The organism is Mycobacterium europaeum (genome assembly GCF_002102155.1).
GTDB classification, from domain to species: Bacteria; Actinomycetota; Actinomycetes; order Mycobacteriales; family Mycobacteriaceae; genus Mycobacterium; species Mycobacterium europaeum.
This window is the reverse complement of the sequence record NZ_LQOU01000064.1, coordinates 51,986-72,658: the sequence shown is the minus strand read 5'-3', so window position 1 is coordinate 72,658 and position 20,673 is coordinate 51,986. Positions and strand designations below refer to the sequence as shown.

19 protein-coding genes are annotated in these 20,673 nt (G+C 69.6%); 10 read left to right on the top strand and 9 right to left on the bottom strand.

Annotated features, from left to right (window positions below):
* Nucleotides 1-198: 198 nt before the first annotated feature.
* The 3 genes from AWC03_RS24425 to AWC03_RS24415 are packed head-to-tail and all read left to right on the top strand — an operon-like array spanning nt 199 to nt 3,423.
* A complete protein-coding gene (locus AWC03_RS24425; RefSeq protein ID WP_085243275.1) occupies nt 199-1,425 on the top strand; it encodes an acetyl-CoA acetyltransferase in 1,227 nt (408 codons plus the stop codon).
* 1 nt (nt 1,426) lies between these two features.
* A complete protein-coding gene (locus tag AWC03_RS24420; protein ID WP_085243274.1) occupies nt 1,427-2,941 on the top strand; it encodes a carotenoid oxygenase family protein in 1,515 nt (504 codons plus the stop codon).
* The gene (locus tag AWC03_RS24415; RefSeq protein WP_085243273.1) at nt 2,941-3,423 is read left to right on the top strand and encodes a VOC family protein; all 483 of its coding nucleotides are present in this window, start codon (nt 2,941-2,943) and stop codon (nt 3,421-3,423) included. The genes AWC03_RS24420 and AWC03_RS24415 overlap by 1 nt, the downstream gene beginning before the upstream one ends.
* Before the next feature lie 5 nt (nt 3,424-3,428).
* Here AWC03_RS24415 and AWC03_RS24410 read toward each other — a convergent pair whose 3' ends face one another.
* The 5 genes from AWC03_RS24410 to AWC03_RS24390 form a co-directional block, all read right to left on the bottom strand.
* Nucleotides 3,429-3,863, bottom strand: a complete 435-nt coding sequence (locus tag AWC03_RS24410; protein WP_085243272.1) for a hypothetical protein — start codon at nt 3,861-3,863, stop codon at nt 3,429-3,431.
* A gap of 42 nt (nt 3,864-3,905) precedes the next feature.
* Entirely contained in the window at nt 3,906-4,376 is a 471-nt protein-coding gene (locus AWC03_RS24405) for a type II toxin-antitoxin system Rv0910 family toxin (protein WP_085243271.1), read from the bottom strand.
* 4 nt (nt 4,377-4,380) lie between these two features.
* Complete coding sequence (locus tag AWC03_RS24400; protein WP_085243270.1) at nt 4,381-4,569, bottom strand: antitoxin; 189 nt, start codon at nt 4,567-4,569, stop codon at nt 4,381-4,383.
* A 67-nt stretch (nt 4,570-4,636) separates the two neighbouring features.
* A complete protein-coding gene (locus AWC03_RS24395; RefSeq protein WP_085243269.1) occupies nt 4,637-7,009 on the bottom strand; it encodes a cation-translocating P-type ATPase in 2,373 nt (790 codons plus the stop codon).
* Nucleotides 7,006-8,592, bottom strand: a complete 1,587-nt coding sequence (locus tag AWC03_RS24390) for a serine hydrolase (RefSeq protein WP_085243268.1) — start codon at nt 8,590-8,592, stop codon at nt 7,006-7,008. Before AWC03_RS24390 ends, AWC03_RS24395 begins: the two co-directional genes overlap by 4 nt.
* Before the next feature lie 97 nt (nt 8,593-8,689).
* Here AWC03_RS24390 and AWC03_RS24385 point away from each other — a divergent pair, with 97 nt between their 5' ends.
* Complete coding sequence (locus AWC03_RS24385; RefSeq protein ID WP_085243267.1) at nt 8,690-9,793, top strand: glycosyltransferase family 4 protein; 1,104 nt, start codon at nt 8,690-8,692, stop codon at nt 9,791-9,793.
* 36 nt (nt 9,794-9,829) lie between these two features.
* Here AWC03_RS24385 and AWC03_RS24380 read toward each other — a convergent pair whose 3' ends face one another.
* Entirely contained in the window at nt 9,830-10,942 is a 1,113-nt protein-coding gene (locus tag AWC03_RS24380) for an MBL fold metallo-hydrolase (protein ID WP_142278512.1), read from the bottom strand.
* A 5-nt stretch (nt 10,943-10,947) separates the two neighbouring features.
* A complete protein-coding gene (locus AWC03_RS24375; protein WP_085243266.1) occupies nt 10,948-11,679 on the bottom strand; it encodes an enoyl-CoA hydratase in 732 nt (243 codons plus the stop codon).
* 27 nt (nt 11,680-11,706) lie between these two features.
* On the opposite strand from AWC03_RS24375, the gene AWC03_RS24370 reads away from it, so the two are divergent.
* A complete protein-coding gene (locus tag AWC03_RS24370) occupies nt 11,707-13,179 on the top strand; it encodes a carboxyl transferase domain-containing protein (RefSeq protein ID WP_085243265.1) in 1,473 nt (490 codons plus the stop codon).
* A gap of 91 nt (nt 13,180-13,270) precedes the next feature.
* Here the strand turns inward: AWC03_RS24370 and AWC03_RS24365 are convergent, their stop codons facing one another.
* Complete coding sequence (locus tag AWC03_RS24365) at nt 13,271-13,822, bottom strand: TetR/AcrR family transcriptional regulator (RefSeq protein ID WP_085243264.1); 552 nt, start codon at nt 13,820-13,822, stop codon at nt 13,271-13,273.
* 104 nt (nt 13,823-13,926) lie between these two features.
* On the opposite strand from AWC03_RS24365, the gene AWC03_RS24360 reads away from it, so the two are divergent.
* The 5 genes from AWC03_RS24360 (at nt 13,927) to AWC03_RS24340 (ending at nt 19,192) form a co-directional block, all read left to right on the top strand.
* Nucleotides 13,927-15,066, top strand: coding sequence for an FAD-dependent oxidoreductase (locus AWC03_RS24360; RefSeq protein WP_085243263.1), 1,140 nt, complete (start codon nt 13,927-13,929; stop codon nt 15,064-15,066).
* Between the two features lie 175 nt (nt 15,067-15,241).
* Nucleotides 15,242-15,952 carry a two-component system response regulator PrrA gene (gene prrA, locus AWC03_RS24355; RefSeq protein WP_090418020.1) on the top strand — a complete coding sequence of 237 codons (711 nt, stop codon included), beginning with the start codon at nt 15,242-15,244 and terminating at the stop codon, nt 15,950-15,952.
* Between the two features lie 15 nt (nt 15,953-15,967).
* Complete coding sequence (locus tag AWC03_RS24350; RefSeq protein ID WP_085243262.1) at nt 15,968-17,308, top strand: sensor histidine kinase; 1,341 nt, start codon at nt 15,968-15,970, stop codon at nt 17,306-17,308.
* Between the two features lie 52 nt (nt 17,309-17,360).
* Nucleotides 17,361-17,624 carry a DUF2630 family protein gene (locus AWC03_RS24345; RefSeq protein WP_085243261.1) on the top strand — a complete coding sequence of 88 codons (264 nt, stop codon included), beginning with the start codon at nt 17,361-17,363 and terminating at the stop codon, nt 17,622-17,624.
* Complete coding sequence (locus AWC03_RS24340; RefSeq protein ID WP_085243260.1) at nt 17,621-19,192, top strand: phytoene desaturase family protein; 1,572 nt, start codon at nt 17,621-17,623, stop codon at nt 19,190-19,192. The genes AWC03_RS24345 and AWC03_RS24340 overlap by 4 nt, the downstream gene beginning before the upstream one ends.
* Before the next feature lie 16 nt (nt 19,193-19,208).
* On the opposite strand, the gene AWC03_RS24335 is transcribed toward AWC03_RS24340, so the two are convergent.
* On the bottom strand, nt 19,209-20,501 hold the full coding sequence (locus tag AWC03_RS24335) for a citrate synthase (protein ID WP_085243259.1): 1,293 nt from the start codon (nt 20,499-20,501) through the stop codon (nt 19,209-19,211).
* Nucleotides 20,502-20,673: the final 172 nt, after the last annotated feature.

Below are 20,673 nucleotides of genomic sequence, written 5' to 3'. Positions count from 1 at the left end.
TCCGCATGTTTGTTTGCCGCGGTACGGGGCAATGTTCCATGAGAGGCGCACGCGTCGGCCGGCCTTCGCGTTCGCCTAGGTCCCGTCGGTTCAGCCCGAGAGCCGACGGGGCCGCCCTCATTTGCGCCAAGGGCCGGACCATGAGCCGCTCGCGGATACGCCTCAACGGCGAGGCCGTCCAGGAGTAGCCTGCGGCGTATGGATGGCTCGGCCGGTGTGTGGATCCTGGGCGGTTGCCAAACCGATTTCGCCCGCAACCTGACCAAAGAGGGCCGCGACTTCGCCGCCCTGACCGCCGAGATCGTCGAGGCGACGCTGGCCTCGGCCAAGGTCAACGCCGCCGACATCGAAGTGGTGCACGTGGCGAACGCCTTCGGGGAGATGTTCGCCCGCCAGGGTCACCTCGGGGCGATGCCCGCGACGGTCTGCCCCGATCTTTGGGACACCCCGGCCTCCCGGCACGAGGCGGCGTGCGCGTCGGGCAGCGTCGCCGCACTGTCCGCGATGGCCGATCTGCGGTCCGGCGCCTATGACACCGCGCTGGTGGTGGGCATCGAGCTCGAGAAAACCGTGCCCGGTGACACCGCGGCGCAACACCTGGGTGCGGCCGCGTGGACCGGTCACGAGGGGGCCGGCGCGCGCTACCTGTGGCCGTCGATGTTCGCCGCCGTCGCCGACGAATACGACCGGCGCTATGGCCTGGACGACACCCACCTGCGCGCCGTCGCGCAGCTGAACTTCGCCAACGCGCGGCGTAACCCCAACGCCCAGACCCGTGCTTGGGCGGTCCCCGACCCCATCACGGACGACGACGCCACCAACCCGATCACCGAGGGGCGGTTGCGGCGCTTCGACTGCAGCCAAATGACCGATGGCGCGGCGGGATTGGTTCTGGTCGGCGACGCTTATCTGCGCGATCACCCCGACGCGCGCCCGATCGGCCGCATCGAGGGTTGGGGGCACCGGACGGTGGGGCTGGGCCTGCGGCAGAAGCTGGACCGGGCCGCGGACGACCCCTACATCCTTCCGCACGTGCGGACCGCCGTGCACGACGCGTTGCGGCGCGCCAGGCTGACCCTCGACCACCTCGACGGCTACGAGGTGCACGACTGTTTCACCCCCAGCGAGTACCTGGCCATCGACCACATCGGGTTGACCGGCCCCGGCGAGTCCTGGAAGGCCATCGAAAACGGCGAGATCGAGATCGGCGGCCGGCTGCCGATCAATCCCAGTGGCGGCCTCATCGGCGGCGGCCACCCGGTCGGCGCCTCCGGCGTGCGCATGCTGCTCGACGCGGCCAAACAGGTCAGCGGCGCGGCCGGCGAGTATCAGGTCGAGGGGGCGCGGAAGTTCGGCACCCTCAATTTCGGCGGCAGCACCGCCACCACCGTGAGTTTCGTTGTCGGCGCGGCAGAGGGCGCGTGAGATGGACGTTGAGCTCGTCGGCAAGTTCCTGTCCACGCTGCCCGAAGACGACGACCACCCCTACCGGACCGGGCCGTGGCGTCCCCAGACCACCGAGTGGAACGCCGACGACCTCACCGCCGTCGAAGGGGAGATCCCGCGCGACCTGGACGGCATCTACCTGCGCAACACCGAAAACCCGCTGCATCCCGCCCTGAAGACCTATCACCCGTTCGACGGCGACGGGATGCTGCACATCGTCGGATTCCGCGACGGAAAAGCCTTCTACCGCAACCGTTTTATCCGCACCGACGGCTTCCTGGCGGAGAACGAAGCCGGTGAGCCACTGTGGCCGGGACTGGCCGAGCCCGTGCAGTTGGCCAAGCGCGAGGACGGCTGGGGCGCCCGCACCCGGATGAAGGACGCGTCGAGCACCGACGTCATCGTCCACCGCGGCGTCGCGCTGACCAGCTTCTACCAGTGCGGCGACCTCTACCGGGTCGATCCCCGTTCGGGCGAAACCCTGGGCAAGGAGACCTGGAACGGGCGCTTCCCGACCGATTGGGGTGTGTCCGCGCACCCGAAGGTGGACACCAAGACCGGTGAACTGCTGTTCTTCAACTACAGCAAGCGGGACCCGTACCTGCGCTACGGTGTGGTCGACCAGACCGGCGAACTCGTCCACTACGTCGACATCCCCCTGCCCGGGCCGCGGCTGCCGCACGACATGGCCTTCACCGAGAACTACGTGATTCTCAACGACTTTCCGTTGTTCTGGGACCCGGTCCTGCTCGAGCAGGACGTGCACCTGCCGCGGTTCTATCCCGACATGCCGTCGCGTTTCGCGGTCCTGCCCCGCCGCGGCGGAACCGGGGACGTCCGATGGTTCGAGGCGGACCCGACGTTCGTGTTGCACTTCGTCAACGCCTACGAGGACGGTGACGAGATCGTGCTCGACGGTTTCTTCGAGGGCGATCCTTCGCCGGTGGACAACGGTGGAACCAAGTGGGACAAGCTGTTCCGGTTCCTGGCACTCGATCGCCTGCAGTCGCGGCTGCACCGGTGGCGTTTCAACCTGGCCACCGGCGCCGTGCGCGAAGAGCGATTGTCGGAGTCGGTCACCGAGTTCGGGACCATCAACCCCGACTTTGCCGCAAGCGACTACCGCTACGCCTATGCCGCCACCGGCAAACCGGGCTGGTTCCTCTTCGACGGGCTCGTCAAACACGATCTGCGCACCGGAGGCCAACAGGCATTCTCGTTCGGCGACGGGGTCTACGGCAGCGAGACGGCGATGGCGCCGCGGCGCGGTGCCACCGGGGAGGACGACGGCTACCTGGTCACCCTGACCACCGACATGAACGCCGACGCCTCCTATTGCGTCGTCTTTGATGCCGGGCGTTTGGCCGACGGCCCGGTCTGCAAAATTCAACTGCCGGAGCGTATTTCCAGCGGAACTCATTCCACCTGGGCGCCCGGCGAACAACTCCGGCGCTGGAGCACCGCGGAGTCCGCGGCGAGCGCGGTCGGGTTGTGATGGAGGCGCACAAGCTCCGTCGGACCACGCACTGGCCGATGCAACTGGCGTCGATCGGCGGCATTCGTTTTGCGCGCCGGTCGTCGAACTTCCAAGAGGCGGTGCGGTTTTACCGCGAGCTGGTGGGGTTGCCGCTCTACGAGACGTTCGCCGACAGCTACGGCAGCAACGGCGCGATCTTCGGCCTGCCCAGCTGGAACCTGACCCTGGAGATCGTGGAATCCGCCGAGCCGGTCGCGGTGGACCCCCACGAACAGCTGTGCCTGTACTTCCCCGACCGGCAGGCCCAGCAGGGGGCGATCGTCCGCCTGCGAGCGGCGGGCGTCGAACCCGTCGAACAGCATGCGTACTGGGAGGCGACGGGCGCGCTCACCTACCGCGACCCGGACGGCCGCGAGATCGTGTTCGCGCCCTTCGTGTTCGGTGTCAACGAGCCCGGCGACAGCTCCACGTCAGGAACACACGAGTTCCCGACGCCGTAAAGACCTCAGCGACCGGGCCCGCCGGACGCCAGGGCCGCGATGACGGCCGCGATGGAACACACCACCGCACAGACCGCCGCGATCGCGGCGACATAGAGACCGTATTGCGCCGACACCGGCGGATTGACGTTGAGCTTGTAGTACCACGCCGTCAGGGCGACGATGAGCAGCGAAATCACCAGCGCCGCAACGGAAGCGAGACGCACCGCAAGGCCGCGGCCGACCATCGCCCCGGTCACCAGCAGCGCCGAGGACAGCAGCACGATGAGCTGGCCGGCGCCGAACCCCCGCGGAAGTTCCAAGTTGCCGTGAGCGCCGCCGATGCCGTTGGCCCAGCCCCCGCCGTTGACCGCCGTCGTCAGCCACGGTAGCCACGCGCTGGCCGAGATCACCAACGCGAAAAGCGCAACCAGCCAACCAGGGCGCAGCCGGCGAGTCATGTCAGCGAGATTAACCGACCACGCGAGCGTGGCGCTCCTCGGTCAGCGGTGCCCGCCGGAACCGTTCATGCCGGGGTCGGGGCGAGTGAACACCGTGACGAAGTTCTGCAGCGACGTGTCGATGTCGCCACGCAGCGCGGCGGCGACGATCATGCCGATCGGCCCGAACAGCGCCGGGCCACCGAGGTGAACGTCGAAGCTGACGACGGAGCCCTCCTCCGCGGGCTGGACTTTGGCCATCAGTTTCACCTTGACGCCACCGACGCCGTCGCCGTTGAGCGTCATGCCCTCCGGCGGCTTGTACCGGACGACCGTCCACTTGATCCGGTTGTACATGCCCTTGACTTCCACGATCGACTCCACGACCGTGCCTTTGTCGATGTCGTCGGGCAGTCTGCTGCGCCACACCCGGTGAATGGTCAGCCAGTCCTTGAACCGGGCCAGGTCGGAGGCATGCTTCCAGGCCACCTCGGGTGGCAGCGGGACGTCGATGGATCCGGAGAGTTTCGCCATGAGCTCAGTTCTGGTTGTCGCCTTTTGCCGCTGATTCGGCCGCCTTCTTGGCCTCTTCTTGCACTTTGTGGATGGTGTCGGAGTACTTGCCCTGCGTCTTGTCGTCGACGAACTCGCCGGCCTTGTCGATTGCGGTCTCGACCTTGTCGGCGTTCTGCGACAACAGCTCTTTGGCCTTGTCCAGGAATCCCATGTACCCGTCCTTTCCCCGCCGAAATCCTACTTGTCCGCCTGCGCCCCGCGCGCGGGCGATCGGGCGGTCAGCGCCACAACCGCGGCCGCACGCCCAGGATCCGGGCCCGCACCCACCACATCACCTCGATGGCGGCGGCGCCCAGCACCCCGATCCCCACGGCGGCCGACGTCACCGCGACATCGGTGGGATCGAGCAGGAACGCTCTGCGGGCCAGCGGGAGGCTGAAGATCACCAGGTAGGCCAGGCCGCAACCGACGACCAGCGCGACCCGCCACCACTGGTAGGGGCGCGCCACCACCGCGAGCACCCACAGCGCGGTCATCAGCAGCGTGATCAGGGCCGCGGTCGACGCCTGCTCCTGTTGCTGGAACGTCGCGTGCCGGCCGTGATAGGCCACCAGGTAGGAGGCGAACGTCGCGGCGCCGGCGATCAGCCCGGACGGCAGCGCCGAAGTGAGTACCCGCCGCACGAATCCGGGATAGGCGCGTTCGTTGTTCGGGGCGAGCGACAGAATGAACGCCGGGATTCCGATGGTGAACCACGCGGCGATGGTGACGTGGATCGGCTGGAACGGATACAGCAAGGGATCGGCCTTGAGCGGCTTGGAGAACAGGCACTCGATGCCGACCAGCAGCGCCAGCAGCACCGAGTAGACGGTCTTGGTCAAGAACAGGTTGGCGACCCGCTCGATGTTGCCGATGACCCGCCGGCCCTCGCCGACGACATACGGCAGGGTGGCAAAGCGGTTGTCCAGCAACACGATCTGCGCGACGGCCCGCGACGCCGGGCTACCGGCGCCCATCGCGACGCCGATGTCGGCGTCCTTGAGGGCCAGCACGTCGTTGACACCGTCGCCGGTCATCGCGACGGTGTGCCCGTGCGATTGCAGGGCGTGCACCATTGCCCGCTTCTGGTCGGGCCGCACGCGACCGAAGGTGGTGTAGGTGTCCAGCACGTCGGCCAGTTGCGTGGGCTCGGACGGGAGCCGGCGCGCGTCCATGGTTTCACCGCGCAGCCCGAGCTTGTCGGCGACGGCAGCGACGGAAACCGCGTTGTCGCCGGAGATCACCTTGACGGAAACGCCCTGCTCGGCAAAGTAATCCAGCGTCTGGGCGGCGTCGGGGCGCACTCTTTGCTCGAGGACCACCAGCGCGACGGGGGTGACGCGGCCCGGGGCGTCCGGGTGGTCGACGGCCACGTCACCGGTGCCCACGAGCAGCACCCGCAGACCCTGCGCGCCGATCCGCTCGGCCTGTTCGGCCGCGGCCGACGCCGGGTCGAGCAGCACATCCGGCGCGCCGATCACCCAGTTGCCGTGGTCGGGGTAGGACACCCCGCTCCACTTGGTGGCCGACTTGAACGGCGCGGTCGCCGTGGCGATCCAGTCCGGCGGCCGTCGATAGGTTTCGGCGATCGCCTGCATGCTGGCGTTGGGACGCGGGTCGGCGGCGGCCAACGCCGCCAGCGCCTCGTCGACCGGGTTCCGCTGTGCCGCTCCGAGTTCCTCGACACCCGCGACGCGCATGCCGGTCTCGGTCAGCGTGCCCGTCTTGTCCGCGCAGACCACGTCGACCCGCGCGAGGCCCTCGATGGCGGGCAGCTCCTGCACCAGGCACCGGCGCTGCCCGAGCCGGATCACCCCGACGGCGAACGCGACCGATGTCAGCAGCACCAGGCCTTCGGGCACCATCGGCACCAGCGCACCCACCGCCCGGAGCACGGACTGCCGCCAGCCGACGTGGGTGGTGAACAACTGGGTGTAGATCGTGAGCAGACCGGCCGGCACCAGCAGGTAGGTGATGAACTGCAGGATCCGGTTGATGCCGTTGCGGAGTTCGGATTTGACCAGCGTGAACTTGCTGGCCTCCTCGGCGAGCTTGGCGGCATAGGCCTCCGGCCCGACCTTTGTGGCGCGATAGGCGCCCGCGCCGGCGACGACGAAGCTGCCCGACATCACCGCGTCGCCGGTGGCCTTGTCGACGGGATCGGCCTCCCCGGTCAGCAGCGACTCGTCGACCTCCAGGTTGGTCTCTTCGACGACCTGACCGTCGACCACCACCTGGTCGCCCGGCCCGAGCTCGATGATGTCGTCCAGCACCACCTCGGCCGGCGGCAAGGTACGGGTCCCGGATCGCCTGCGCACCAGGGGCTTTGCCTGCCCGACGATGGCCAGGGTGTCCAGCGTCTGTTTGGCCCGGATTTCCTGGACCATGCCGACCACGCTGTTGGCCACGATCAGCAGGCCGAACATCCCGTTGATCAGTGAACCGGTCGCCACCACGATCAGCAGCAGCACCCCCAGGATCGCATTGATCCGGGTGAAGACGTTGGCGCGCACGATGTCCGGGATGCTGCGGGTGGCACGCTCCCGGGCCGCGTTGCTCTTGCCTTCGGCGACCCGCTGCGCCACCTCGGCATCGGTCAGGCCCGCGATCATCGGGTGAACGTTCCCAGCTTGTCCGAGTCGTAGTACTCCAGGTTCAGTGTGCGGACCGGCGAACCAGAAAATATGGCCTTGGAAATCGTTCCCGGCGGGGCGTTTTCGTCGGTCAGCCCGAAAGTGAAGGTGTCGCCGTCCCAGTGGGTCAGGGTGACCGTCCGGTTCTTCGGGCCCATCGCCAGCTGCAGCGCGCCGTCGCGTTCGGTGACGACGGCCGGGCCCCAGTAGTCGCTGGCGTAGACCCCGGTGTAGTCGCCCAGCGGCCGGGGCGGGGCGGGGTTGGCCGGTGGCTGCTTGCCGACCAGCGAGCCCTCCGGATTGTTCAGCCAGCCGATCGCCTTCTGGTACAAAGCCGCCCAATCCTCGCGGATCTGGCCGTACTGAACCAGATCCATGAATTGGGCGGTCAGCGTTTCGGGGATACCATACGGCGCGCCGTTCGTCAGCGCGATGATGCCCAGATCCTCGGCGGGCATGACCACGAAGTTCGTCGCGGCCCCCAGGTCGAAGGCGCCGGAATGGCTGTACTCGGTGCGCCCCGAGGAATCAACCGACGCGTTGAAGCCGTATCCGTAGAACCCGGAGCGCGCGTTGGGCGTCTTCGCCGGCGACGAAACCGTCTGCGGGCTGCTCGCGGGCAGCAGGGCCTCCGGGGAGGTGATCCGCCGGCCGTCGTAAGTTCCGTTGCCCAGCAGCATCATCAGCCAGCGGGCCATGTCGTTGACCGACGAGCTGACGCCGCCCGCGGGTGACTGCGGGTCCGGATCCCGCTGGAACCGGGCCTCCCACCTGCCGGCGATCTTGATGTGGTTGACGGCGTGGTTGGGGCGCGCGAGGAAGTCCGCGAAGCGCGAACTGGTCGAGGCCATGCCCAGGGGGCGGTAGAGCGCCTCCTCAGACAGGTCCTCCCACGGCTTGCCCGCCGCGGCGGCCACCGCCTCGGCGGCGGCGGTCACACCATAGTTGGTGTAGGCGTAGCTGATTCGAAACGGGGCCAGCGGCAGGTACTTCAGCCGTTCCAGCGTCTGCCGCCGGCCGTAACCCAGGTCTTCGAGTTTGTCACCGGCGTGGTCGGGCAGCCCGGAACGATGCGAATACAGGTCTCCGATGCTCACGTGGCTGGTGACGTAGGGATCGCTCAGCGTCAGCCACGGCAGCTTGGCCGCCACCGGGGTGTCCCACGCGACTGCGCCGGCACTGACTTCGTGCGCGACCACCGTCGCACCGACCGATTTGGACACCGAGGCCAGCTGGAAGACGGTGTCGGCGTCCACCTGATTGCCCTGACCCGGCCCCTTGCTCGCGTCCTTCATGCCGAATCCCTTGGCGTACAGCACTTTACCGCCGTGAACAACGGCCACCGCCATTCCCGGGACGCCGGTGCTCTTCATCAGGTCGCCGACCAGGCCGTCGAGCTTTGCGACCGCCTGGTCGATGCGCCCGGCGGGGATCGCCACTCCGGACACCTCGTTGGGCGGTGCGTCGGAGAGCGCGGGCGGGCTGGATACCGGTGGCGCGGGCCCGCATCCGGTCATGCCGAGCAGCACGGTGACAGCAGCGGCTGCTGCACGTTTCGCCATGGCGGCACTCTAGCGTGGTTGCCGGGAAACGCGGCGATTCCGCGGGCCGGCATGCCAGTTGGGAACCCCGGCGGCCGGCCACCTAGAGTGCGGGCACATGGACATCGTGTTCATCGACGTCGCCTCCTGGGCCTACGATCCGGACACGCCATTCCAACGGCCGCTGGGCGGCTCGCAGTCGGCGGCCTGCTATCTGACGCCCGAGCTGGCGAAGCTCGGCCACCGCGTCACGCTCGCCACCCGCGACGCCGAGCCCAAGGTGGTGCGCGGAGTCCGCTGCCAGCCGATCCCCACCGGGCGGGACGACGCCCTGCGAAACGCCGACTGCGTCGTGCACATGGGCGGGGTCATGTATGCCAGGCTGGCCGAGTTCAGGGCGCAGTGCGGCCCGGGCGCGCACCACATCTTGTGGACCGGCCACGCCCATGACCAGCCCTTCGTCGCGCCCCTGGCGCAGCCCGAGATCCGGTCGGTGTTCGACGGTTTCGCCATGGTCAGCGAGTGGCAGGCCGACTGTTTCCACCAGGCGTTCGGGCTCGACCCGGCGCGCATCGGCATCCTGCGCAACGCCGTGGGCCCCGCCTTCACCGACCTGTTCGGCGACGCCGGGATCCTGCCGGCCAAGGCGGGCCCGCCGACCCTCTGCTACACCAGCACGCCGTTCCGCGGGCTGGACCGCCTGCTGGAGGCGTTCGCCCGCGTCCGGGCCGCGGTGCCCGACGCCCGCCTCGAGGTCTACAGCAGCATGGGCGTCTACAACGCCCTGGTGGACCCGTTCCAGCCGCTCTACGAGATGGCGCGGGCCTCCCCCGGCGTGACCTATCACGGTTCGGTCGCCCAGCCGGCGCTGGCTCGCGCGCTGCGCGGCGCCACGATGCTGGCCTACCCCAACACCTTCCCCGAGACCTCGTGCATCGCCGTGATGGAGGCGATGGCGGCGGGTTGCACGGTCGTCACCAGTGATCTCGGCGCGTTGCCGGAAACGGGCGCCGGCTTCGTCGACCTGATGCCGGCGCTGGCCGATCCGCACGCCCACGCTGGGGCGTTCGCCGACCGTGTCATCCAATTGCTGGCCGACCGGACCGCCGACCCCGCCGGCACCGAGGCGCGCCTGCAGGCCCAGGTGGCTTACGCCGTGGCCGAGAACAACTGGGCGCGGCGGGCCGAGCAGTGGGGCAGTTGGCTGGCCATGCTGGCCTAGACCTAGGCCCGGCCCGTCGACGCTCAGGCGCCGGATTCAGAGCCGCCACCACGCGTTGAATCTCCCGGGGGCCGCGGGATCGATGCGTTGCCCCGGGGTGGGAACCGCGACGTCGACCTGTTCGGGTGCCGCCGCGGCCAGCAGGCGTTCGACCGGCTCGGCCCACGGGTGGGGGGCCAGCCGGAAGGTGCCCCAATGGATCGGCACCAGCAGCCCTTTTTCGGTGAGATCCCGGTGCGCCCGGACCGCCTCCTCCGGGTTCATGTGGACGTCCGGCCATGCGGTGTTGTAAGCGCCGATGGGCAGCAGGGTCACGTCGAACGGCCCGAGGTCGGCGCCGATCTGGGCGAAGCTCTTGGTGTAGCCGGTGTCGCCGCCGAAATACGCGCGGTGGTTGGGGCCGGCGAACGCCCACGACGCCCACAGCGTCGTATTGCGATCCAGGAAGCGACCCGAAAAGTGGCGCGCCGGAACACAAGTCACGGTGAGCTCGTCGACCCGGGCGCTCTGATGCCAGTCGAGCTCGACGACGCGATGCTCGGGTATCCCCCAGGCGCGCAGGTGGGCGCCGACGCCGAGCGGCACGAAGAACGGCGCGCGCTGCGTGCGCGTCAACGCCATCACCGTGTCGATGTCGAGGTGGTCGTAGTGGTCGTGGCTGATCACCACCGCGTCGACGGCCGGCAGCCCTTCCAGTTGCACCGGCGGCGGGTGCAGCCGCTGCGGCCCGACGAGGTCCGACGGTGAGCAGCGATTGCTCCACACCGGGTCGGTGAGCACCCGGTAGCCGTCGATCTCCAGCAGCGTCGTCGAATGGCCGAACCAGCTGACGGCGAGCCGGCGGGGATCACCCTCGAAGAGGGCCGGCGCGGCCAACGGGATCGGTGCCGGGGGCCGGCTCACGCCCCGGTTGCCGATCAGCTCCCACGCGACCAGCCGCAACTCCTCGCGATCCATCGTCAGCGCGGAGGCGGGTTCAACGTTGACGAAGACGCCGTCGCGGTAGTTGGGCGAGCCCTGCGCCACCGCCCTGATGGCGGTGGGGTGGGCGCCGAGTGCCGCCGGAGCGCCGTGCAGCGCCCGCACCAACCAGCTGCCGGCCGCCAGCGACGCCGTACCGGCGGCCAGCCGCAGCGCCCCCCGCAGCATGGCCCTCAGACCCCCTGGAACTTCGGCGGTCGCTTCTCGATGCGGGCGACCTGCGCTTCGATGACGTCCTGACTCTGCCAGGCTTTGTCGAAGAGCTCCTTGTGCTCCGGCAACGAGTCCTCCATGGCACCGTCGTCGTTGAGCACCCGTTTGGCGTGCTGAATGGCCAGCGGCGCCAGGCCGGCGATCTCGGCGCCCCAGGCCTGGGCGTCGGCGAGCGCCCCGATGCGGTTGGCCATTCCGGTCTGCAGCGCCGCGTCGGCGGTCAGCTTCTCGGCGGTCAGCAGCATCGCGCTGGCCCGGCCGTGACCCACCAGCGAGGACAGCCGCCGGATGCTCCAGTTGTCCAGTGCCAGGCCGTATTTCGACGTCGGGAACTGAAAGAACGCCTCCGGGGCCACGACCCTCAAGTCGCATCGCATGGCCAGCTGCAGACCCGCGCCGATGGCCGGACCGTTGATCGCGCCGATCAGCGGGATCAGCGTGGCGTCCATCAACTTATGCAACTCGATGAGCCGGTCGGGATAGTCGGCGGCGAACGCGTCGCCGCTGAGGTCCGCGCCGGCGCAGAACACCGTGCCCTGCCCGGTCAGCACGATGGCCCGGACGGAGCCGTCGCTCGCCTTCTGGAAGGCTTCCCGCAGCTCCTCGACGAGCTGCGAATTGAGGGCATTGCGCCGCTCGGGACGCTGCAGCTCGATGGTCAGCACGGCTTCGTCCTGGGTAACACCGATCATGGCAGCCACCCTATATAGCCTCGTGTCGTGAGTCGTATCACGGCTGCTCAGCTGCGCGACGCGGTGCTCGACGAGGGTTCCTTCATCCGCTGGGACGGCGAGCCGCTCGCGGTGCAGGTCAGCGAGGAGTATGCGCGAGAACTGGCCGACGCGCGGACCGCCAGCGGCCTGGACGAATCGGTGCTGACCGGTGAGGGCCGCATCTTCGGCCGCCGGGTGGCGGTGGTGGTCTGCGAATTCGGCTTCCTCGGCGGCTCCATCGGGGTGGCGGCGGCCGAGCGGATCACCGCCGCGATGCAGCGAGCCACCGCCGAGCGCCTGCCACTGCTGGCCTCGCCCAGCTCCGGCGGCACCCGCATGCAGGAGGGCACGGTCGCCTTCCTGCAGATGGTGAAGATCGCCGCCGCCGTCCGGCTGCACAAGCAGGCGCACCTGCCCTACCTGGTCTACCTGCGCCACCCGACCACCGGCGGGGTGTTCGCGTCGTGGGGATCGCTGGGCCACATCACGGCCGCCGAGCCGGGCGCCCTGATCGGCTTCCTCGGGCCGCGCGTGTACCAGCTGCTCTATGGCGAACCCTTCCCCGCGGGCGTCCAGACGGCCGAGAACCTGCAGCGCCACGGGGTGATCGACGATGTGGTACCGCTGGACCGGCTGCGCCGGATGCTGGACCGCGCGCTGACGGTCATCGCCGACCCGCCCGGGGCCCTGCCGGCGGCGCAGCCGCCCGAACCGATACCCGACGTGCCGGCGTGGGACTCGGTGGTGGCGTCGCGGCGTCCCGACCGCCCCGGAGTCGGCCTGCTGCTGCGCCACGGCGCCACCGACCGGGTGCTGTTGTCGGGCACCGGCCAGGGCGACGCGGCGACCACCCTGCTGGCGCTCGCCCGCTTCGCCGGACAGCCGGCGGTGGTGCTCGGTCAGCAGCGGGTGGCGGGCGGAATGGTGGGCCCCGCGTCACTGCGCGAGGCCCGGCGGGGCATGGCGCTGGCCGCGGAACTGCGCCTGCCGCTGGTGCTGGTGATCGACACCGCCGGGCCCGCGCTGTCGGCCGAGGCCGAACAGGGCGGGCTGGCCGGCCAGATCGCCCAGTGCCTGGCCGAGCTGGTGACCCTGGACACCCCGACGGTCTCGGTGCTGCTCGGGCAGGGCAGCGGCGGGCCGGCGCTGGCGATGGTCCCCGCCGATCGGGTGTTGTGCGCGTTGCACGGGTGGCTGGCGCCGCTCCCGCCGGAAGGTGCCAGCGCGATCGTCTTCCGCGACACCGCGCACGCCGCCGAACTCGCTGCCGCGCAAGGCATCCGGTCGGCAGACCTCTTGGCGTCCGGCATCGCGGACGTCGTTGTCCCCGAACATCCCGACGCGGCCGACGAGCCCGTCGAGTTCTGCCGGCGACTCGCGCGCGCCATCGCCGCCGAGGTGCACGCCCTGCGCGCACAACCCGCCGCCGAGCGGCTGGCCAGCCGGTTGCAGCGCTACCGCCGCATCGGAGTGCCCTGACGCGTCCGACGGCGCCGCCGGCGCCCGCGACACATCAACCACGCACACGACATTGCCCCGCAAAACGTCACCGTCGTTTATGCCTGGTGAGTCACCCCTCTGGCAGGCCGAGATAGCGCTGAATGGTCGGGCCCAGCCACTCGACGATCTCGTCGCGGGTCATCTCCACGACCGGGGGAAGCCGTAGCACGAAGCGGCACAAGGCCATCCCGAGAATCTGGGTGGCGATGAGCCCGGCCCGCACGCCGACCTGCTCCGGCGGCGCGAAGGAGGACACCAGCGGCCGGATCTGCTTTCCGAAGATCTCATGCATCCGTTGCGCCGCTTCGCCATTTGTGGCGCTGGACCGCAGCAGGATCACCAGCGCCTCGTCGCCCTCCCAGCGTTCGAGGAAATGCCGGACCAGCGACCGCCCGACCTGGGTCGGGTCGGCCGCGGCGAGGTCGGGGAACCGCAGGTCGAACTCGGCCGCCGCGGCGAACAGCTTGTCCTTGCTGCCGTAATACCGCATGACCATCGCGGGATCGATCCCCGCGTCGGCGGCGATGGCCCGAATCGTCGCGCCCTGGAAGCCCACCGCGCCGAACCGCTCGCGGGCCGCCGCCAGGATCACCGCCTTGGTTTCGTCCGACGATCTCCTCATGCCAACGATTGTAGGCCAACAACTGTTGACATAGGGCGGAAGGCGCGCGACCATGGGGTTATGCCAACAAGCGTTGACTAACAGCTCAAGGAGAGGAGCCCGCCATGAAAGACACCGACGTCCTGGTGATCGGCGCAGGCCCTACCGGCCTCACGCTCGCCGCCGCGCTCCAAGCCCGCGGGATTCGCGTGGTGGTGGTCGACAAATTGGCGGCGGGCGCCAACACCTCCCGCGCCGCCGCCGTCAACGCCCGCACCCTCGAGGCGCTCGACGAGCTCGACGTGACCCGCCGAATGGTCAAGGCCGGGCTGATCGCGCCGCGGTTCACCATGCGGCAGGGCCGGCGCGTGCTGTTCCCCGTCGACTTCAGCACGCTCCCGACGGAACACCCGTACACCCTGATGCTCTCGCAGGCCGACACCGAGCGGCTGCTGCTCGAGCGGCTGCGCGAACTGGGCGGCGACGTCGTCCGGCCCAAGGCGCTGAGCCGCATCACCCAGGACGGCACCGGGGTGACCGCGACGTTCGACGACGGCGACACCATCAGGGCCGGCTACGCCGTCGGGGCGGACGGCATGCACAGCACCGTCCGCACGGAAGCCGGAATCGGCTTCGCCGGAGGGGAATTCGCCGAGTCTTTCACGCTCGCCGACGTGCGCGTGACCGGCGAAGCGCCCAGCGACGAGGTGATCCTGTTCTACGCCAAAGATGGCCTGACCGTCCTGGCGCCGCTGCCCGGCGACATCTTCCGCGTCGTCGCGCCGACCACCGCGGCACCGCAGCTGCCGTCGGCGCGGTTTGTGCAGGCACTGCTGGACACCCGTGGCTTCGGGCCGGGGCGAACGGTCGTGACCGACCTGGTCTGGGGGTCGCGGTTCCACATTCAGCACCGCGTCGCCGACAGCTACCGGGCCGGCCGGTTGTTGCTGGCCGGCGACGCGGCCCACGTGCACAGCCCGGCCGGGGGCCAGGGCATGAACCTCGGGATCACCGACGCGGTGGCCCTGGCCGGCGCGCTCACCGAGGTCCTGCGGGGTGGCCCGGACGCCGCGCTGGACGCCTACAGCGCCGCGCAGCGCCAACGCGCCGAGCGGGTGCTGAAACTGACCGGACGGCTGACCCGCGTCGCGACGCTGCCGCGCCCGCTGCGCCCCCTGCGCAACGCCGGAATGCGCCTGGCCGCGGAGATTCCCGCGGTGCGGCGGCAGCTGGCGGTGCGGTTGAGCGGGCTCGCCACGGAGTGATCGACGCCCTCCCGTCGACCACAAGCGGCGCGGGAAGCGAAACAGGCTTCGCCACAACCGGTTTCGGCACCGATACGCAGACATCAACGGCCAGTTGCGGCGCAGCGTCGAAAACGTAACCTTTTGGGCAGCGGCGGCCCGGCCATGGCGACGCCGCGTTCGGCGATCAGGCAAAATGGGCGGCATGGACACTGCTGGGACCTCACCCCGCGTCTTGGTCGTCGACGACGACTCCGACGTGCTCGCCTCGCTGGAACGCGGCCTGCGGCTGTCCGGATTCGAGGTGTCGACCGCGGTCGACGGCGCCGAAGCCCTGCGCAGCGCCACCGAGACCCGCCCGGACGCGATCGTGCTGGACATCAACATGCCCGTGCTGGACGGCGTCAGCGTCGTCACGGCGCTGCGGGCGATGGACAACGACGTCCCGGTCTGCGTGCTGTCGGCCCGCAGCTCGGTCGACGACCGGGTGGCGGGGCTCGAGGCGGGCGCGGACGACTACCTGGTCAAACCGTTCGTCCTGGCCGAACTCGTCGCGCGGGTGAAGGCGCTGCTGCGTCGCCGCGGCGCAACGGCAACCTCCTCGTCGGAAACCATCACGGTGGGCCCGCTGGAGGTCGACATCCCCGGTCGCCGGGCCCGGGTCAACGGCGTCGACGTCGACCTGACCAAGCGGGAGTTCGACCTGCTGGCGGTGCTGGCCGAGCACAAGACCGCGGTGCTGTCCCGGGCGCAGCTCTTGGAGCTGGTCTGGGGGTACGACTTCGCCGCCGACACCAACGTGGTCGACGTGTTCATCGGATACCTGCGCCGCAAGCTGGAGGCCAATGGCGGTCCCCGGCTGCTGCACACCGTCCGCGGAGTTGGGTTCGTGCTGCGCATGCAGTAACCAGGTAGAGCGGCGATGAACTTTCTGTCCCGAATCCTCACCCGTACGCCCTCGCTGCGCGCCAGGGTGGTGGTCGCGACAGTCATCGGCGCGGCGATTCCCGTCCTCATCGTCGGCGTCGTCGTCTGGGTGGGCATCACCAACGACCGCAAGGAGCGGCTGGACCGCCGCCTCGACGAGGCCGCGGGCTTCGCGATCCCCTTCCTGCCCAGCGGTCTCGACGAAATCCCCCGCTCCCCCAACGACAACGACGCCATCATGACGGTCCGCCGCGGCAACGTGGTGAAGTCGAACTCGGGCGTCACGCTGCCCAAGCTGGGCGTCGACTACGCCGACGCCTACGTCAAAGGCGTGCGCTACCGGGTGCGGACGGTGGAGATTCCCGCGCCGGAGCCCACGTCGCTGGCCGTCGGCGCGACCTATGACGCGACCGTCGCCGAGACCAACAACCTGCACCGGCGGGTGTTGCTGATCTGTGGCTTCGCCATTGGCGCGGCGGCGGTGTTCGCCTGGCTGCTGGCCGCGTTCGCGGTGCGCCCCTTCAAACAGCTCGCGCAGCAGACCCGGTCGATCGACGCCGGCGACGAGGCGCCGCGGGTGGAGGTGCACGGCGCCACCGAGGCCGTCGAGATCGCCGAAGCCATGCGGGGCATGCTGCAGCGCATCTGGAACGAGCAGAACCGGACCAAGGAGGCGCTGGCATCGGCCCGCGACTTCGCCGCCGTCTCGTCGCACGAGCTGCGCACTCCCCTGACCGCGATGCGCACCAACCTCGAGGTGCTGGCCACCCTGGACATGTCCGACGACCAACGCAAAGAGGTGCTCAGCGACGTCATCCGCACCCAGTCGCGGATCGAGGCCACCCTGAGCGCCCTCGAGCGGCTGGCCCAGGGCGAACTGTCGACGTCCGACGACCACGTGCCGGTCGACATCACCGAGCTGTTGGACCGCGCCGCCCACGACGCGATGCGCATCTATCCCGATCTCGACGTGTCGCTGGTGCCGTCGCCGACCTGCATCATCGTCGGCCTGCCGGCCGGCCTGCGTCTGGCGGTGGACAACGCGATCGCCAACGCCGTCAAGCACGGCGGCGCGACCCGCGTGCAGCTCTCGGCGGTCAGCTCGCGCGCCGGGGTGGAAATCGCCATCGACGACAACGGCACCGGGGTGCCCGAGGACGAACGCGACGTGGTGTTCGAGCGGTTCTCTCGCGGATCGACCGCCTCGCATTCGGGCTCCGGGCTGGGGCTGGCGCTGGTGGCCCAGCAGGCCCACCTGCATCGCGGGACCGCTGCACTGGAAAGCAGCCCGCTGGGCGGCGCGCGGCTGGTGCTGCGGCTGCCGGGCCCCAGTTAACGCATCCGCCGGCTACCGGGTCGGCCCCCGACGGGTCGGGCACACTGGAGCGATGGGCAACGGCAAGAAACCGACCGACAGCGAAACCCTGGCACACATCCGAAACCTGGTCGCCGAGGAGAAAACCCTGCGGGCGCAGCTGCAGCAAGGCGACATCACCGAATCGGAGGAGCACGATCGCCTGCGGCGGGTGGAGGTCGAGCTCGACCAGTGCTGGGACCTGCTGCGGCAACGGCGGGCGCTGCGTGACACCGGCGGCGACCCGCGCGAGGCCGAGGTGCGCCCGCCCGACGAGGTCGAGGGCTACCTGAGCTGAGCCCGCACCCGGGGGATGTCGACGTCGTCGTTGTCGGGGGCGGTCACAACGGCCTGGTGGCGGCGGCTTATCTGGCTCGGGCGGGCCTGCGGGTGCGGTTGCTCGAGCGGCTGGGACACGTTGGCGGAGCGGCCGTCTCGGCTCAGGCCTTCGACGGCGTCGGGGTTCGGCTGTCGCGGTACTCCTACCTGGTCAGCCTGTTGCCGCCCCGCATCGTCGACGACCTGGGCGCCGCCGTGCGACTGGCCCGGCGGCGGTATTCCTCGTACACGCCCGACCCCGGCACCGACGGCCGCCGCGGGCTGCTGATCGGGGCGGGCGGCGACACGTTCCCCGCGATCGGCGCCGGCCCCGATGCGCAGGGGTTCGCCGCCTTCTACCGACGCTGCCGGCTGGTGACCCGGCCGCTGTGGCCGACGCTGCTGGAACCGCTGCGCACCCGCGAACAGGCGCGCCGGCACGTCGTGGACAGCGGCGGGCACCAAGCGGCGGACGCGTGGCAGGCCTTGATCGACGAGCCGATCGGAGACGCCATCACCGCCGCCGTCGGCAACGACGTGGTCCGCGGCGTGATCGCGACCGACGCACTGATCGGAACGTTCGCTCGCCTCGGCGACCCGTCGCTGATCCAGAATGTCTGCTTTCTGTATCACGTACTCGGCGGCGGGACCGGGGACTGGGACGTGCCCGTCGGCGGAATGGGCGCGCTGACTCAGGCCCTGGCGGCCGCCGCCGTCCACCACGGTGCCGAAATCAGCACGGGTGCAGAGGTTTACGCCATCGAACCGGACGGGCTGGTCCGCTACCGCACCGGCGAGACGGAGCGCCTGATCCGGGCCCGCTTCGTCCTCGCGGGTGTCACGCCGGCGGTGCTGGCCCAGCTGCTCGGCGAACGGCCCCCGCCGCCCGCCCAGGGCGCACAGGTCAAGGTGAACATGGTGCTGCGGCGGCTACCCCGGTTGCGCGACGACAGCGTCACCCCCGAACAGGCCTTCGCCGGGACGTTCCACGTCAACGAGGCGTGGACGCAACTGGATACGGCGTATGCGCGGGCAGCCGTCGGTGAGGTGCCCGATCCCCTGCCGTGCGAGGCGTACTGCCATTCGCTGACCGACCCCGGCATTCTGCCGGCCGGGCTGCGCGACGCGGGTGCGCACACGATGACCGTGTTCGGCCTGCACACCCCCCACTCGCTGTTCGACGGCACCTACTCCGGCGCCCTGCGTGACCGGCTGGCCGACTCGGTGCTGGCATCGCTGGATTCCGTTCTGGCCGAACCGATTCAGGACGTGTTGCTGAGCGACGCCCACGGTCGCCCGTGCATCGAGACGACCACCACGCTGGACCTGCACCGCACGCTGGGGATGACGGCCGGCAACATCTTCCACGGCGGCTTGGCATGGCCCTTCGCCGAGGACGACGACCCGCTGGACACCCCGGCGCGGCAATGGGGAGTCGCAACGGCGCACGAGCGGATCATGCTGTGCGGCTCGGGCGCCCGCCGCGGCGGCGCGGTGTCGGGGATCGGCGGGCACAACGCCGCCATGGCGGTGCTGGCCTCGCTGTGACTCGACTCCGGCGTGGCTAGCGCGCGTCGATGGTCGTGTAGTCGCGCTCGGTGTAGCCGGTGTAGATCTGGCGCGGACGGCCGATCTTGCTGTCACCCTCGTCGTGCATCTCGCGCCAGTGCGCGATCCAGCCGGGCAGCCGGCCCAAGGCGAACAGCACGGTGAACATCCGCACCGGGAAGCCGAGGGCCCGATAGATCAGGCCGGTGTAGAAGTCGACGTTGGGGTACAGCTTGCGCTCGATGAAGTAGTCGTCGGTCAGCGCCGCCTCTTCGAGCTCCTTGGCGATGTCGAGCAGCGGGTCGCCGCCGAGCTTGGCCAGGATCTTGTCGGCCTGCTCCTTGACGATGCGGGCGCGCGGGTCGTAGTTCTTGTAGACCCGGTGGCCGAAGCCCATCAGCTTGACGCCCTCTTCGCGGTTCTTCACCTTGCGGACGAACTCGCTGACGTCGTCGCCACTTTCGCGGATCTGCTCGAGCATCTCGAGCACCGCCTGGTTGGCGCCGCCGTGCAGCGGTCCCCACAACGCGTTGATGCCGCCGGAGATCGAGGTGAACAGGTTGGCCCGCGACGACCCAACCAGCCGGACCGTCGACGTCGAACAGTTCTGCTCGTGGTCGGCGTGCAGGATGAGCAGCATGTCCAGCGCCCGCACCACCTCGGGGTCGGCCTGGTAGGGCTCGGCGGGCAGCCCGAACGTCATCCGGAGGAAGTTCTCCACCAACGACATCGAGTTGTCCGGGTAGAGGAACGGCTGGCCGACCGACTTCTTGTACGCGTACGCGGCGATGGTGGGCAGCTTCGCGAGCAGGCGGATGGTCGACAGCTCGACCTGGTTGTTGTCCATCGGGTCGAGCGCGTCGGGGTAGTAGGCGCTCAACGCGTTCACCACGCTGGACAGCACCGGCATGGGGTGCGCGTTGCGCGGGAAGCCGTCGAAGAACCGCTTCAGGTCCTCGTGCAGCATGGTGTGCAGCTGGATGCGCTTGGTGAACTCCGCGAGCTGGTCGGAGTCCGGCAGCTCACCGTAGATCAGCAGGTAGCTCACCTCGATGAAGGTCGACTTCTCGGCGAGCTGCTCGATCGGGTAGCCGCGGTAACGCAGAATTCCGGCGTCGCCGTCGATGTAGGTGATGGCGCTCTTGCAGGCGGCGGTGTTGACAAAGCCGTTGTCGAAGGTGGTGTGCCCCGTTTTGGACAACAGGGAACCGAGAGCAATCCCGTCAGCACCCTCGGTGGCGCGGACGATCTCTAGGTCGATCTCGCCCCCCGGGTACTTCAGAGTTGCGGTGTCGTCGGTGTCGGCCACGAGAACCCCTTTGCGCTCTGGCTGGTATGGCTGCCCTGACTAGCTGCTTATAGGTGAAGGTAGTCGTTGTCGCGTTCGCGTGCCTGCCCGGGGTCGGCCTTGCGGAGGCTGCCAGCGTATCCATCGGGCGACGCGGTGGCGGTCGTGGCCGCTCACGACTTCACCGACGCGA